The organism is Roseibium sp. RKSG952, from assembly GCF_009711355.1.
On the sequence record NZ_SMMF01000951.1, the window covers coordinates 79,810 to 95,449 of the forward strand.

A 15,640-nucleotide genomic window follows, 5' to 3' on the forward strand; every position below is an offset into this window, starting at 1 on the left:
TTCAGAGATCAGCCAATCCCATGAGTGCATAGGCCGGGGGCATCAATGCCCGGCGCCACGTTCCCAAAGGAAATCGGCCCGGTGGTTGTGATATAGGGGAAGGCAATTCAATACTGTGACCCAACGCCAAGCGGGCCAGCGCCCTGCCACAATAGGTTCCCATCGCGACCCCATTTCCATGATATGCAAAGCCTGCGAGCATTCCAGGTTGTCCGGGTACCGGTCCGACATAGGGGGTTAAGCCGCGTGTCAGGCACACCATTCCTGACCACATATGTGTGGCTTCTACCTCTGCCCAGGCTGGAAACATTGTTCTGAAATCCTTGAGGGCTTTCTTACGAATTCCAGCCTCTGCGCCGGGTGAAGATAACAACCCACCGCGCATTCCGAACAGGAAACGACGATCCGGCATCAAGCGGAAATAATGGAGCAGGTTACGTGTATCATATGACATCTGATCCGATGTCCAGCCTTGCGCCTGAAGTTCCGCATCGGTTAGCGGACGCGTAACCATCGCCGTCGATTGCGTAGGCATATAACGTCCAGCCATCCAACGCGGCAGATCTTCGCTGGAATATCCGTTGGTGCAGATCAGGACGGTTCTGGCTTTGATACTGCCACTCCGGGTCTGTAGTTCAAATCCTGATGCCGCCCGATTAATCTCGGTCACTGCGCTTTGCTGAAACAGTTGAGCGCCCTGCAACTGCGCTGCGGCAGAAATTCCAAACAGGTATTTTCGCGGGTTAAGACCAAACCCTATCGGGGTGGTGTAACCGCCAAAGAAATTCCCCCCAAACCCCAGTTCCGGAAGATCTGCAGCTTCATGCAGCACACCGGTTTCATCGGCATTCCGACGCAGTTTCTCCATAGCGCGTGGTGTATGCGCCAATTGCGTTTCACCATTGGAGTGGATATCGGCGTCAACCTGATGTGTCGCCAATAGTTTCGCAACCAGCGATACGGCGTCTGTTTCGGCCTGCTCATAAGCCTCGGTTTCACCCGAACCATATCGCCTGACCATTTTGGCGTGATCGAGTTTCGATCCGCCGAGGCAGCAAAACCCCCCGTTGCGCCCGGATGCGCCCCATCCCGGCGTTTCAGCCTCAAGCACCGCAACCGAAGCGCCCGCCTCGGCAAGGTGCAACGCAGCAGAAATACCCGTAAACCCGCCACCAACAATTGCCACGTCGACACTAAGATCGCCGTCCTGAATCGGCCAATCCGGGCTGTCGATGGTTTCATCCCACCAGCAATTCGTGCGCGGACCGGGTCCGTAGGTGTAGTCTGGAAAAATCCGCCTCATTCTGCGCGCGCTGCTGCCATTTCATCCTGCCTTTGACGCATCATCGCGCGCTTGGTCACCAGCGACGCAGTAATGACGCCCACTGTGACGACAGCGATCATGATGGTGGACAAGGCATTGATTTCCGGGCTAACCCCCAAACGCACCGCCGAGAAAATCTTGATCGGAAGTGTCGTGGCCGAAGGCCCGGAGGTGAAGGATGCAATCACCAGATCATCCAATGACAGGGTAAAGGCAAGCAACCAGCCCGAGATTACTGCAGGGGCAATGATGGGCAGCGTCACAAGACGGAAAGCCTGAGCCGGAGAACAACCCAGATCGAGTGCGGCCTCTTCCAGCGATTGATCGAAAGTCACCAGACGTGAAGACACAACCACGGAAACGAAACACATCGAGAAGGTCGTATGCGCCAGAACAATTGTCAGGATACCCCGATCCAGCCCGATACCAATGAATAGCAGCAACAACGACAAGCCTGTGATCACTTCGGGCATCACCAACGGTGCGTAGATCATTCCTGAAAACAGGGTTCTGCCAAAGAAACGACCACCACGTACCAAAACATAGGCAGCTGCAGTCCCTAAAATAGTGGCGAGAGTTGAGGAGAAAACAGCGACACGCAAAGTAACCCATGCCGCATCAAGAAAGGCCTCGTTCTGGGCAAGTTCGCCATACCATTTCGTTGAAAACCCGGCCCAGACCGTCACCAGCTTGCTTTCATTGAAGCTGAAGACGATCAGGATAACCATCGGAATATAGAGGAAGGCAAACCCCAGCGTCAGGGATACTGCGTTGAACCAGCTCAGCCTGTTCATTGCTCGGCCTCCGTCTGTTTCTGCTGATTCCGTTGGAACAGCACGATCGGAATGATCAGGATGAGCAACAGGACCACTGCCACTGCGCTGGCCACTGGCCAGTCACGGTTCGAGAAGAATTCCTCCCACAGAACTTTGCCGATCATCAGAGTACCCGATCCGCCCAGCAAAGACGGGATCACGAACTCACCAATCACCGGAATCATGACGAGGAAACACCCAGCGATGATACCGGGGCGCGACAGCGGGATGGTCACCAGCCAAAAGGCTTGCAGGCGCGAGCATCCCAGATCCTCGGCCGCTTCGATCAGTGATCCATCCATACGCTCCAATGCGGAATAGATGGGCAGGATCATGAAGGGCAGATAGGTGTAAACGATACCGATATAGACCGCAGTATTGGTGTTCAGGATCGTCAGAGGAGTCGAGATGATGCCTGTCCACAAGAGCAGTTGGTTCAGATACCCTTCGTTGCTAAGGATACCCATCCACGCATAGACGCGGATCAGGAACGAGGTCCAGAAGGGCAGGATCACCAGCATCATCAAAGTCGGACGCCATTCTTCGGGTGCCCGGGCCATTCCATAGGCAATGGGATAGCCGACAATCAGGGTCAGAATGGTCGAGATCAGAGCGATTTTGACACTTGAAAGATAAGCCTTCCAATAGAGATCATCTTCGGTCAGCCAGACGTAGTTTTCGAAATCAAGCTGGCTGAAGAAGTCTTTCAAACCGGCCCAACCCTCGGACAAATCCAAGGTTGGGGTGTAGGGCGGAATCGCCAGTGCTGTATCCGACAGCGAAATCTTCATGACGATGAAGAATGGCACCAGAAACAGCGCCAACAGCCATAGATAAGGAACGGCAATCAGAAAGGCGCGGCGCATCAGCTGGCCAACAGAACCGCAGCCGTGGCCGTGAACGACAGCCAGACCGGGTCTTCCCAGGTAAAGGATCGGCGCGAGATACGACGGGTATTTGCCGTTTGCGCCTTGATGATCGTGCCGTTCGGCAACTCAACGTGATAGGTCGATAGATTACCGAGATAGGCAATGTCGTGCACCTTGCCCTGTATCGCGTTGATTGCATCCGCAGGCCGTTCTGCGGAAATAGCCACCTTCTCTGGCCGGATCGCCAGATGACAGTTTTGCCCGTTCGAAAACCCGGAAGAAGATGTCGCGGTCAGAGGTGCCTGACCTTCTGCCCAGTCGATCTGATAGGTTTCATCCCCGTTCGCGGATGCGCGCCCTTCGATGATATTCACGTCGCCGATGAAGTCCGCGACATAAACCGAATTTGGGTTTTCATAGATCCGATCAGGCGTTGCCACCTGCTTGAGCTGTCCTTGATCCATGACCGCAACGCGGCTGGCAACAGTCATCGCCTCTTCCTGATCATGCGTCACGATCACGAAGGTGGTGCCGGTTTTCTCCTGAATATCCATAAGTTCGAACTGCGTATCCTGGCGCAGCTTTTTATCCAGGGCACCCAGAGGCTCATCCAGCAGCAACAGTTTTGGAGCCTTTGCCAATGACCGGGCCAGTGCCACACGTTGTCTTTGACCACCTGAAATCTGATGCGGCTTGCGGCGCGCAAACTGTTCCAGTCGGGTCAGGCGCAACATCTCTTCTACCCGGTCTTCCAGATCCCGTTTTGGCATATTGTCGCGACGCAGACCAAAGGCGATGTTTTCCCAGACGCTCAGGTGCGGAAACAGGGCGTATGACTGGAACATCATATTGACCGCCCGCTTGTTCGGCGGGATCGGATCAATGTCCTGGCCGCTTAGCAGAATGTGGCCTTCAGTCGGGGTTTCAAACCCGGCCAGCATTCGCATCATCGTGGTTTTGCCACAGCCCGATGGTCCGAGCAGAGCAAAAAATTCACGTTCGAAAATATCCAGCGACAGGTTGTCGATAGCAGTGAATGAACCAAAGCGCTTGGTAACATTCTGAAACTGGATCAAGGGTTTCGTCTGTGGGTCATCCCACGGCGCGAAGACGTCAGAGTTCAAAGCGGCCCCCGTATGTCGGTCTGGACAAATGATGTGCAAGGCGGGCCTGCCGCCTTGCACTGAGCAATCGGATCAGGTGCCCGATTTGATTTTGGTCCAAAGACGGGTCACGACCCGCTGGGTCTTGGCCGGATAAGGAGTGGTGATATAGAGGTTCTGCATCGTGGCTTCATCCGGGTAAATCGCCGGATCGCCAATCACGTCTTCTTCCAGAAACTCTTGTGAGGCTTTGTTGCCGTTGGCGTAGTACACATAGTTCGACGCGGCAGCCATGTTATTGGCGTCCAGAATGAAATTCAGGAACTTGTGTGCGCCTTCAGGATTCGGTGCATCAATCGGTATTGCCATCTGGTCGAACCACATCAACGACCCTTCGGCAAAGGGGTAATATTCGATGTTCACACCGTTGTCGGCCTCGGCTGCGCGATCACGGGCCTGAAGGATGTCACCCGACCAACCCACCGCTACACAGATATCACCGTTGGCCAGAGCATTGATGTACTCCGAGCTGTGGAACTTCTGTACATACGGACGTACTGCGGTCAGAATTTCCTCGGTCTTTGCGATAACATCCTTGTCGTGACTGTCCGGATCTTCACCAATGTACTGCAGCGCCATCGGGATGATTTCTGTTGGGGCATCGAGAAAATGCACACCGCATTCGGCCAGCTTTTCCATATTCTCCGGCTTCAGGACCAGATCCATGCTGTTCAGCGCCACGTCCTCGCCCAGCGCTTCTTTGACCTTGTCGACATTTACGCCGATCCCAGTGGTTCCCCACATATAGTTGATCGAATAGGCATTATTTGGATCATAGCCCGCGGTGCGTTCCTGAATGACGTCCCAAAGGTTGCCGGAGTTTGCTAGTTTCGACGTGTCGAGTTCCTGAAACGCCCCAGCCTGGATCTGGCGCTGCAGGAAAGTTCCCGAAGGAACAACAACGTCGTAACCCGACCCACCGGCCAGCATCTTGGTTTCCAGAACCTCGTTGCTGTCGAACACATCATAGATCAGCGTCAGACCGGTTTCTTCTTCGAACTTACTTAGCAGTTCTTCGTCGATGTAGTCTGACCAGTTATAGACGCGTACTTCTTCGGCGAATGCAGCCGAAGTCCCCAACGCGACGATCGCTGTCATTGTCAGCGTTTTGATTTTCATTTTCTTCTCCCTGCGTGTGTGAGGGTATTTTCCCTTTTTTTTGGATTTGATCAAGTTTTGCGTTTTCACTCGATACAGCGTATGGTTTCACGAGGCTAAGGAACATGACAAGAGAAGGTTCCTCAAAACGGTATGAACCACTTGGATTTGATCAAAAATAAGGCATCCTCGGAGCAGATGGACAACCCAAAGCAACCGGCACATGAACAAGTTTATCGCACACTGAAATCACAGATCATGTTTGGCGATTTGATACCCGGACAGCCGGTCACGATACAGGGTCTGACTGATTCTCTGGGCGTCGGCATGACCCCGGTTCGTGAAGCGATCCGCCGCCTGATCTCGGATGGAGCATTGATCTTTCAAGGCAATCGGCGCGTGAGTGTACCACTGCTGAATGACGACGATATCGAGCAGATGATTTTTGCGCGAAAGTCAATAGAATCAGACCTTTCGAGAAGAGCGGCAAAGAATATGACCGCTGCCGACATAGACCAGCTCGAAAGGATCGATCAGCGTTTGGACCGCACCATCGCGGACGGGGATGTTGGTGGGTACCTGCGATTGAACCATGCTTTTCACGAAACACTCTATGCCCACGCTGACGCCCCGATTCTCAAGGATCTGGCGGAACGTTTATGGCTTCGGTTCGGTCCTTCACTGCGCGTTGTATGTGGACGATTCGGGACCCAAAGCCTGCCTGATCGACACAAGGACATCATCGTGGCATTGCGCGATGGCGATGCCGAGAAAGCGGCAATCGCTACCGCACAAGACATCGAGCAGGGAATGGAACTTATGGCCGGCGCCCTCACCAACGCCTAGTTTTGTCTCGATTCGATTGACAGCACAAAATTTGATCATATTGTGATCCGCAACCGCTGTTGCAGGAGATTCTCCGATGTCTACCATCACAAACCACATGCCAACTGCTGAGTTGCAGGCCCTGGATGCAGCACATCACATGCATCCTTTTTCGGCTAATGGATCACTGGGTGAAGAAGGCGCACGCGTCATAACCCGAGCCAATGGCGTTTACCTGACGGACAGCGAAGGCGAGGAAATCCTGGACGCCATGGCGGGTCTGTGGTGCGTCAATATTGGTTATGGCCGCGATGAGCTGGCCGAAGTTGCAGCCCGTCAGATGCGCGAACTGCCTTATTACAACACGTTCTTCAAAACGACTCACGTTCCCGCCATCGCTCTGGCCGCGAAAATCGCAGAACTGGCGCCGGGTGATCTGAACCATGTTTTCTTTGCTGCAGGCGGATCAGAGGCGAACGACACCAACATTCGTCTGGTTCGCACGTACTGGGCCGAAAAAGGTCAGCCGGACAAGAACATCATCATCAGCCGCAAAAACGCCTATCACGGTTCTTCGGTAGGCTCGGCATCGCTGGGTGGTATGGCTGGCATGCATGCTCAAGGCGGTATTCCGATCCCTAACATTCACCACATCAATCAGCCGAACTGGTGGGCGGAAGGTGGTGATACATCGCCAGAGGAGTTTGGCCTTGCCCGCGCACGCGAGTTGGAGGAGGCGATACTCGAGCTGGGCGAAGACCGCGTTGCGGCCTTTATCGCCGAGCCAGTGCAGGGTGCGGGCGGTGTGATCGTTGCCCCCGACACCTATTGGCCGGAAATCCAGCGCATATGCGACAAGTATGATATCCTGCTGATCGCGGATGAAGTGATCTGCGGCTTTGGTCGTACGGGCAACTGGTTCGGGTCCGAAACCGTTGGTATCAAACCGCATATCATGACCATCGCCAAAGGCCTCAGCTCTGGCTACGCCCCCATTGGCGGGTCAATCGTCTGTGATGAGGTTGCAGAAGTTATCGGCGGTACCGAATTCAACCACGGCTACACCTACTCGGGCCACCCGGTCGCAGCGGCGGTCGCGTTGGAAAACCTGCGCATTCTTGAAGAAGAGAAGATTGTTGAGCATGTGCGTGATGTCGCGGCCCCTTACCTGAAAGAAAAATGGGAAGCGTTGGTCGACCATCCGTTAGTCGGCGAAGCCAAGATCGTTGGCATGATGGCATCGGTTGCTTTGACTCCCGATAAGGCAAGCCGTGCAAAATTCGCGTCTGAACCCGGAACAATCGGATACATCTGCCGTGACCGCTGCTTTGCCAACAATCTTATCATGCGTCACGTGGGCGACCGCATGATCATCTCGCCCCCGTTGATCCTGACTCCGGCGGAAATCGATGAGATGTTCGTGCGGATTCACAAATCGCTGGATGAGGCGCACGCTGAAATCATCGAAAGAGGTTTGATGAAGGCGGCTTCGTAAGAAGGCGGTTGTAAGCACGAAACAACAAAGGGGTGGCCAATTCAGGCCCACCCCTTTTTTTGCTAAGTTTTGTGAGGCAGCACGACAGACAGCTTTGTCGCCTTTGAAGCCTGCCTTATCCGTCACGCCCGGGTTCGTCTGGATTACTGGCGAACAGAGCGATCTTGTTGCCTTGAGGATCGCGAAGATAGCCAACATAAAAATTGGGTCCATACGAGTCACGAAAACCCGGCTGCCCCTCGTCAGAACCACCCGCAGCAAGCGCTGCAGCGTGAAGATCGCGAACCTGCTTTTGACCACTGGCCTGAAACGCAACCATGTTGCCGTTCCCAGCTAAGGCCGGACCGCCATCAAAGGGTGATTTCACGTAGAAATCCGGAGAAACGGGAGTCTGGCCCGGCTCTACCGGCAACACGTAACTCAGGTCTCCGTGATACTCTTCCAGCTCGTAGCCAAGAGCTGGCAGGAACGCAGAATAGAAACGTTCCGCAAGCGTCATATCGTCAACACCGACAGTGACGTAGGCAATCATTCTGCGTGTTCCCTTCGGTAAGTATGCTTACTGCAACGCAATAGCAGTGCGACCACAACCAAGGTTATCCCAGGTGCGAACTTTTTATCGCAACCCTTCCAACAGTTTCAGCGTCGGATATCCGTCCGGTACAAACCCTTGTGCCAATTGATATGCCCGCACCGCTTCGATCGTGTTCGGCCCGGTTCGTCCATCAATCCCTTGGGTGTCAAACCCGGCCTGCGTCAGACGTTGCTGCAACTCTTTGCGTTCGGTGAAGCTCAGCACTCTGTCGCTACGCGGCCAGTCCGCCTGAAATGAAGGTTTTCCAATCAACCTGTCGGACAAATGACCGATGCCGATCACATAAGCATCTGCACCGTTGTAACGCTCGATCACTTTGAAATTGTCGAAAATCATCAACGCCACACCTTTCCCACCTGCAGGTAACAGGATCGCGGCCTTTCCGTGATCGGGAACTGCTCTGCCGTCGATGGACCGAACTCCACGCGCGCGCCATTCTGATGGCATCAGGGTGTGATCCCGCCGGGCCGTTGCATAATCGAAATCCTCAGGCAGGCGGACTTCAACTCCCCAAGGCTGACCCTTGGTCCAGCCGTGACGCGCCAGATAGGCTGCTGCTGATGCCAACGCATCCGTTGGATCATCGGACCAGATATCGCGTCGTCCATCCCCATCGAAATCCACCGCATGTTCCAGATACGAGGTTGGCATGAATTGGGTATGACCCATCGCGCCAGCCCAACTGCCGATCATGTTGCCGGTACTGACATCGCCTGCCTGTATGATCTGCAACGCTGCCACCAGCTGCGTTTCAAAGAACTGAGCACGACGTGCATCGAACGCCAAAGTCGCAAGTGAACGGATGGTCTGATTGCCACCTCGATATGTCCCGAAAGAGGTTTCCAACCCCCAGATCGCCGTAACAACCTCTTTCTCTACCCCATATTCGGTTTCGATCCGCTCCAGCGTCTGCCGGTTCCGCTCCAATGCCGCGCGACCATTGGAAATCCGCGTATCAGACACTGCTGAATCGAGATATTCCCAGATCGGTTTCGAGAACTCAGCCTGATTGCGGTCTCTCTTTATGATGTCTTTATCATAATTTATTCCCGTCAACGCCCGATCCAGCGTTGTATGAGACAAACCCTGTTCTGCCGCGCGTTCCCGAAACGCGCCGAGCCAGGCCTGAAATCTGGCATTTCCACCTGCTGACACGCGATGAACCTCAGCCGAAGGTCTTGGCATCGGACGAACCGATACGGTTACGTCTGCCGATGCCAGTTGGATATTGTCCAACATTGGCCTGACCTGCGGCCGAAGTGAATTGTTTGTTGTGTCCGCCTGCACGATGGATGCCCACAATGCGGCGGTCATGACGCCACCTACGCATATACGCATTCCGATTTTTCCTGATTACTGCTCAACCTCAGGATAGCGCAAAAACGAAAATTCACAAAGCACTCAGGTTTGCGAGTCACGTTGTTTTGCTGTGTGTTCAGCCCGAATGCGAGCCAGCGCCTCACGCAGCAATGGCACGCGATTGGGCCTAAAGCTTTCATCGGTCACGGACATTTCCTGCATCCTGTCCAATCGAAACACGCGAAAATCCTGCCTCAGATGGCACCAGCTGAGCAGCACGCTGGACCGGTCCATGTAAACGATGCTCAACGGATTGACCTTTCGACGTGTGTTGTCACCCTTTGCATCTGTGTAGGCAAATTCGATCGAACGCTCATCCCAGGCGGCCTGACGCAACTCGGCCACTTCGATCGTTGGCACAGCAGGCCGGTCAAAGCGGGTTGCAGCCAGGACCGCGTGGCTCAGGCGATGCGACTGACGCTGCGGTAACCGCCCCTGCAGCTTTCGCAGTGCTTCAGCGGCGGCCTCGGATAGCGCGGGATCGCCGATGACCTGCACCTCTCGCAACCCCAGGACAAGTGCCTCCAACTCATCGTCGGTAAACCCCAGCGGGGGCAGCGTAGCATCTTCGATCAGAGTGAACCCGAAACCAGCTTCTCCATCGATGACAGCTCCCAGCCCACGCAGGGCGTCGACATCGCGATGCACAGTGCGCGCCGAAACGCCCAGATCCTGCGCCAACTGGACCGAGGTCTTTGGCGACGGACCAGAACGCAAGGCTTGCATCAGTTGAAACAGACGGGCGGTACGAGACATGACAAACCTTAGCTTAAACCTAATGACACTTTCTGTCATCAGAGACGGGTATCCATCAGGCATCCCCACCATGGAGCCAATGATGCTGACCCTTCTGACCTACCCCTCTGCCTTTGGCCTGTTCAGTGCCAGTCCGTTCTGCGTGAAAACCGCCTATATGCTGCAGCAATCCGGTCATCGATGGCAAAGGTCCGACATGCTTGACCCGCGCAAGATGCCCCACAGCAAACTGCCCGTGCTACGCACGCCCGAGCGGCTTGTCCCCGACAGCGATCTGATCCGGGACTGGCTCGAGGCGCATGGTGCAAATTTTGATACGGGCCTCAGCGACATTCAAAGGGCGCAATCACGTACCCTGATCAGAATGGCTGAAGAGCATCTTTATTTTCAGATCGTGCAGGATCGCTGGGCCAATGACGAGGTCTGGCCTATTCTGCAAAAGACGTTCTTTATCGAAATACCCGCGTTGATCCGAAAGCCTGTTTCAAGCTCAATCCGAAAATCGGTTCTAAAAGGCCTTGTTGCACAAGGTGTTGCCCGTTTCTCGCCAGCCGAACGCCTGGACCGGGTCGAACGGGATCTCGAAGCGATCTCTGCCTATCTCTGGCAATCGCCATTTCTACTGGGGGATCGCCCAACCTCGGCGGATATGAGCGTCGGGCCCATGCTGGCCGCGATGCGCGCAACACCTGTAGATACACCGCTGACCCGACGCATCAAAGAGGATAGTCTGATCAACAGTTATGTAGACAGAATGGAAAAAGCGATCCCACTGGCATGAGACCTTTTGAAGACCCCGCCATTTCTGCAGCTTTCGATGCCCTGCCTCAGGACACCCGTACCGGTGTCCTGAAGCTGCGAGAGCTGATCTTTGAAACGGCGCAGGAATTGCCCAAAGCACTACCGTTGCAAGAGGCGCTGCGCTGGGGTCAGCCAGCCTATCTGGCACCCAAAGGGTCTACGATCCGTCTGGGCGGTCACAAATCAGCGCGGTTCGCACTCTTCGTCCATTGCCAAAGCAGGTTGATGTGCGAATTCACATCGGCCTTTCCGGGCGAAGACCGGATCGACGGGAACCGGGCAATCCTGTTCGACAGCCCGGATCAGATTGACGAAACCCGCCATGGCTGGCTGATCGCCCGGGCGTTGACCTATCACCTCTGACGGCGTTTGCGCTCGACCTTGCGTTTGATCTTGTCTTTCTTCCGCTTGGTACTGACCGCCTTGCGTCGTGTCGGCCGTCCTTTTGACCCGCGCCCGCGCGGAAGGGCCTGATCGTCAATTGACAGCAATTCCAACTCCAGCCCGCCAGTAACCGGCGTTGCCTCGGTCAGGCGCACTGTCACGCGTTGGCCAATTGCGATAATCAACCCCGTGTCGGACCCCATCAGCGTTCCCGCCTCACGGTCGAAATGAAAGAATTCGCGTCCAAGGGATCGGACGGGCACCAGACCGTCCGCGCCGGTCTCGTCCATCTTCACAAAAGCCCCGAACCGGGCAATCCCGCTGATACGCCCGGAGAATTCGTTTCCGACACGTTCGCTGAGATAGGCCGCCAGATATCGATCCGTGGTATCCCGCTCGGCCATCATCGAGCGGCGCTCGGTGTCCGAGATATGGGTGGCCGTTTCCTCCAGCCTGTCGATCTCTTCCTCGGTCAGACCGTCCTTGCCCCAGCCATGCGCTGTGATCAGCGCACGGTGCACGATAAGGTCTGCATATCGGCGGATGGGTGAGGTGAAATGCGCATAATTCCGCAGTGCCAGGCCAAAATGACCAAAGTTCTCCGGATTATAGTAGGCCTGCGCCATGGACCTGAGCGTACTGAGATTGATCAGCTCAGCATCCTCAGTTCCTGCTGCCGCGTTCAGCAGGGCATTCAGATGGCGGGTTTGCAGCACCTGACCTTTCGCAAGGTTCAACCCGGCGGCTTGTGCAGTCTCCCTCAGGCTCTCCAGCTTTTCGGGTGCTGGTTCCTCGTGCACCCGGAACAGCAATGGCCGGCGTTTGGCAATCAGGGTCTCGGCCGCGGCAACATTGGCGAGGATCATGAACTCCTCGATCAGACGGTGCGCGTCGAGACGATCGCGAAACGCAACACTTTCGACCTCCCCAGCGTCGCTGAGTACAATTTTTCGCTCAGGCAGGTCCAGATCCAGTGGCTGGCGCTCGGCCCGCGCCTTTTTCAGCGCTTCGTAGGCGGCATAAAGCGGTTTCAGAACGGGTTCCAGCAATGGCCCCGTCCGATCATTCGGATTGCCGTCAATGGCCTCTTGCACTTCTGCGTAGTGCAAAGATGCAGCGGATCGCATCAAACCCCTGACGAACCGATGACCGATCTTGTTACCGTCTGCATCGATTTGCATCCGTACGGCGATACAAGCGCGCGGGACACCTTCGTGCAACGAACACAGATCGCCTGACAGACGATCCGGCAGCATCGGCACCACACGGTCAGGAAAATAGCTGGAGTTGCCACGCTTGCGCGCCTCGCGATCCAATGCGGTACCGGGTTGAACGTAAGCGGCGACATCAGCGATGGCGACCCAGATTACATAACCGCCGGGGTTCTTTGGATCATCATCAGCATGGGCATAACAGGCATCGTCATGATCGCGCGCATCTGATGGATCAATGGTCAGCAAGGGCATCTCGCGCAAATCTTCCCGCCCTTTCAGACCGGCAGGTTTGGCCTTGTCAGCCTCTTCAATCACCTTGTCCGGGAAATCATCCGGAATGCCGTGTTGGTGAATCGCGATCAACGAAACGGCCTTCGGAGCTGAAGGATCCCCCAGCCGTTCCACGATGCGCGCGCGGGGCAAGCCCATGCGGTTCTTTGGACCGGCTTGCTCGGCCTCCACCAACTCACCATCTTTGGCGCCGTGAACTGCTCCGTCGTGAACCAGCCAGTCGGTCTGACCATTCTTGTCGATGGGCACGATCCGCCCGCCTTCGGCGCCCTTGCGAAAAATACCCACAATGCGGCGCGGGTTCGAGCCAATGCGCCGGATCAAGCGAGCTTCGTAATTGTGGTCTTCCTCATGCACCACTGTCAGGCGAGCCAGAATGCGGTCGCCCTCGCCCAACGCCGGATCACTGGCGCGCGCAACAATCAAAACGATGGGCTCCACCCCTTCGCCGTGCCATTCCAGCGGGCGCGCAAACAGATCGCCATCCGAATTGGGTGCCTTGACCTGCAGCACGCTGACCGGCGGCAAGCGGTCAGGGTCGCGATAGCTGCGCTTGCGTTTTTCCAGATGCCCCTCGGCCTCAAGCTCTTTCAATATGCGCTTTAGATCGATCCGGTCCGCGCCCTTGATGCCAAAGGCCTTGGCGATATCGCGTTTCGAAGTGAGGGTGGGGTTCGCCGAGATCCAGTCAAGGACCTCCTGCTTGGTTGGAATACGTGTCATGTTTCCGCCCTAGCACGGGGATGCGACTGCGTCATGACCAAAAAACGGCGCTTTAGGTCAGGTACGCAAATCAGCGACAGTATCCACGTCGCGCAACGGGTCCAGCATCGCGACCCGAAGATCCGGTACCGAGGCAAGCGTGTCGGCCAAAGCGTGTTCCGTCGACCAGCGCACATCACGAAACAGACCTTCTGGCAACGCACCGTATCGCTGCGCACCGACCAGCCAATAACCGCCGTCAGGAGCAGGTCCGAACACCATCTGAGCCTTTCCCAACTCATCAAAGGCGCGTGCAATATGTCGACGCGTGATGCCGGGAATGTCAGCACCGATCAGGCAAACCGGTCCTTTCGGCACGACCCGCAACATCCGCCCCATCCGATGCCCCAGATCACCCCGCCCCTGTGCAGCACGGGTCAGATCGGCAGGCCAGACCCGGCTGTTCAGCCCCTCGCGATCGGGGGAAACAGCCAACACAATCTGCCAGCGCGGATCACGCAGGCGCCGGATCAATGAACGTGTCTGATGCCGGAACCACCAGGCCGCGCCAACCATGCCAATATCGCGCCCAAGACGCGTCTTGACCCGCCCCGGCCGGGGTTCTTTGACCATGATGACCAAGGAACGCTGCATGGATCAGGAAAAATAGTCGGTCAGTATTCGCGAATAGATCGCCTTGAGCTGGTCAATTTGCGCAACTTCAACACACTCATCGACCTGGTGCATGGTGCGACCCACCAGACCAAACTCTACCACCGGGCAATGGTTCTTGACGAAACGAGCGTCCGAGGTTCCCCCTGTGGTCGATAGCTCTGGCTGAATACCAGTTTCGGCTTTGACTGCGTTCGCCACCAGATCCGACAGCGGCCCAGGAGGTGTCAGAAAACTTTCACCTGAGATTTTGATTTTTGTCTCGATCGCCACCTCGAAAGCCTCGGCAACGGAATCGGCTTCGGTCTGCAGCCATTCGCTGAGGCTGGCACCAGAATGAAGATCATTGAACCGGATGTTCACCGCTCCTGTACACTGCGCCGGGATGACATTTGTCGCTGAATTACCCGTATCAATGTTCACAACCGCAAGCGTCGAGGCATCAAAATGATCACTGCCTTGATCCAGCTCGTGACTGGCCAATCGGTCCATCAGGCGCGCCATGGCCGGCAGCGGGTTCTTTGCGCGATGCGGATAGGCCGAATGCCCTTGCACACCCGTCACGTTAAACCACGCCGTCATCGAACCACGCCGCCCGATCTTGATCATCTCACCCATCTGGTTGGGGCAAGTTGGCTCTCCGACCAAACAAACCGACATACGTTCGTCAGCCTTGTCCATATAATCCAGCAACGCGGTCGTCCCATCCACCGCATCCCCTTCTTCATCACCCGTGATCGCCAGAATGATCGCCCCGTCCGGAGGTGTTTCACGCACAAAATCAATCGCAGCGGCGGCAAATGCTGCGACACCCGATTTCATGTCGGTCGTGCCACGCCCATACATCACTCCATCATGGACCTTGGCTCCAAAAGGCGGCTTCGTCCACGCGGCTTCATCCCCTACCGGAACAACGTCGGTGTGGCCATTGAAACCAAAACTGCGGGCATGCCCTTTTTTGCCCCAGCGCGCGTACAGATTACTGACATCGCCACGGTCTGCCCGAGCGCATTCGAACCCGGCGTCCGACAGGACACGCTCCAAAAGAACAAGTGCACCACCTTCCTCGGGTGTGACCGATGGGCAACGGATCAGATCCGCTGTCAACTGAACTGGATCGGTCATGGGATACCTCTCAATCTAATTTGCGCCGGGGTTCGCGCACAGATTCAACGAATTGGAAGGATTGCCAACCCCAACCGGTCAAATTCTTCGTGTGATCTGTGTCGTGCCCTGAAACAACACCGCAAGAAATCGTCAGCCTTTACCCTGCGACT

At 55.8% G+C, this 15,640-nt stretch carries 15 protein-coding genes; 4 read left to right on the plus strand and 11 right to left on the minus strand.

The window, feature by feature from the left end:
• Position 1: 1 nt before the first annotated feature.
• From E1297_RS33805 to E1297_RS33825, 5 genes are all read right to left on the minus strand, one after another.
• Positions 2-1,303: an FAD-binding oxidoreductase gene (locus tag E1297_RS33805; RefSeq protein WP_155145886.1), complete on the minus strand. Its 1,302-nt coding sequence runs from the start codon at positions 1,301-1,303 to the stop codon at positions 2-4.
• Entirely contained in the window at positions 1,300-2,118 is an 819-nt protein-coding gene (locus E1297_RS33810; protein ID WP_155145888.1) for an ABC transporter permease, read from the minus strand. The genes E1297_RS33805 and E1297_RS33810 overlap by 4 nt, the downstream gene beginning before the upstream one ends.
• The gene (locus E1297_RS33815; protein ID WP_155145890.1) at positions 2,115-3,005 is read right to left on the minus strand and encodes an ABC transporter permease subunit; all 891 of its coding nucleotides are present in this window, start codon (positions 3,003-3,005) and stop codon (positions 2,115-2,117) included. Before E1297_RS33815 ends, E1297_RS33810 begins: the two co-directional genes overlap by 4 nt.
• Entirely contained in the window at positions 3,005-4,132 is a 1,128-nt protein-coding gene (locus E1297_RS33820) for an ABC transporter ATP-binding protein (RefSeq protein ID WP_155145892.1), read from the minus strand. Before E1297_RS33820 ends, E1297_RS33815 begins: the two co-directional genes overlap by 1 nt.
• Before the next feature lie 72 nt (positions 4,133-4,204).
• Positions 4,205-5,290: a polyamine ABC transporter substrate-binding protein gene (locus E1297_RS33825; RefSeq protein ID WP_155145894.1), complete on the minus strand. Its 1,086-nt coding sequence runs from the start codon at positions 5,288-5,290 to the stop codon at positions 4,205-4,207.
• Positions 5,291-5,467: 177 nt separating this feature from the next.
• Between E1297_RS33825 and E1297_RS33830 the strand changes: the two genes are divergently transcribed.
• Positions 5,468-6,115, plus strand: a complete 648-nt coding sequence (locus E1297_RS33830) for a GntR family transcriptional regulator (protein WP_209016167.1) — start codon at positions 5,468-5,470, stop codon at positions 6,113-6,115.
• 76 nt (positions 6,116-6,191) lie between these two features.
• Positions 6,192-7,589 (plus strand): aspartate aminotransferase family protein, encoded by a 1,398-nt coding sequence (locus E1297_RS33835; RefSeq protein ID WP_155145898.1) that lies wholly within the window; start codon positions 6,192-6,194, stop codon positions 7,587-7,589.
• Between the two features lie 115 nt (positions 7,590-7,704).
• Here the strand turns inward: E1297_RS33835 and E1297_RS33840 are convergent, their stop codons facing one another.
• From E1297_RS33840 to E1297_RS33850, 3 genes are all read right to left on the minus strand, one after another.
• The gene (locus E1297_RS33840) at positions 7,705-8,121 is read right to left on the minus strand and encodes a VOC family protein (RefSeq protein WP_155145900.1); all 417 of its coding nucleotides are present in this window, start codon (positions 8,119-8,121) and stop codon (positions 7,705-7,707) included.
• 84 nt (positions 8,122-8,205) lie between these two features.
• Positions 8,206-9,423 carry a lytic murein transglycosylase gene (locus E1297_RS33845; protein WP_209016168.1) on the minus strand — a complete coding sequence of 406 codons (1,218 nt, stop codon included), beginning with the start codon at positions 9,421-9,423 and terminating at the stop codon, positions 8,206-8,208.
• Positions 9,424-9,585: 162 nt separating this feature from the next.
• Complete coding sequence (locus tag E1297_RS33850; protein ID WP_155145903.1) at positions 9,586-10,299, minus strand: YafY family protein; 714 nt, start codon at positions 10,297-10,299, stop codon at positions 9,586-9,588.
• Positions 10,300-10,381: 82 nt separating this feature from the next.
• Here E1297_RS33850 and E1297_RS33855 point away from each other — a divergent pair, with 82 nt between their 5' ends.
• Entirely contained in the window at positions 10,382-11,080 is a 699-nt protein-coding gene (locus E1297_RS33855) for a glutathione S-transferase family protein (RefSeq protein ID WP_209016169.1), read from the plus strand.
• A complete protein-coding gene (locus tag E1297_RS50495; protein ID WP_155145914.1) occupies positions 11,077-11,463 on the plus strand; it encodes a DUF1801 domain-containing protein in 387 nt (128 codons plus the stop codon). The genes E1297_RS33855 and E1297_RS50495 overlap by 4 nt, the downstream gene beginning before the upstream one ends.
• Here the strand turns inward: E1297_RS50495 and rnr are convergent.
• Genes rnr through dapE form a run of 3 tightly spaced genes read right to left on the minus strand, consistent with a single transcriptional unit; the run spans position 11,454 to position 15,488 of the window.
• Positions 11,454-13,712 carry a ribonuclease R gene (gene rnr, locus E1297_RS33865; protein ID WP_155145915.1) on the minus strand — a complete coding sequence of 753 codons (2,259 nt, stop codon included), beginning with the start codon at positions 13,710-13,712 and terminating at the stop codon, positions 11,454-11,456. The genes E1297_RS50495 and rnr overlap by 10 nt on opposite strands.
• A 57-nt stretch (positions 13,713-13,769) precedes the next feature.
• Positions 13,770-14,345 carry a TIGR04282 family arsenosugar biosynthesis glycosyltransferase gene (locus tag E1297_RS33870; protein ID WP_155145916.1) on the minus strand — a complete coding sequence of 192 codons (576 nt, stop codon included), beginning with the start codon at positions 14,343-14,345 and terminating at the stop codon, positions 13,770-13,772.
• Positions 14,346-14,348: 3 nt separating this feature from the next.
• A complete protein-coding gene (gene dapE, locus E1297_RS33875; protein WP_155145917.1) occupies positions 14,349-15,488 on the minus strand; it encodes a succinyl-diaminopimelate desuccinylase in 1,140 nt (379 codons plus the stop codon).
• Between the last annotated feature and the right edge of the window lie 152 nt (positions 15,489-15,640).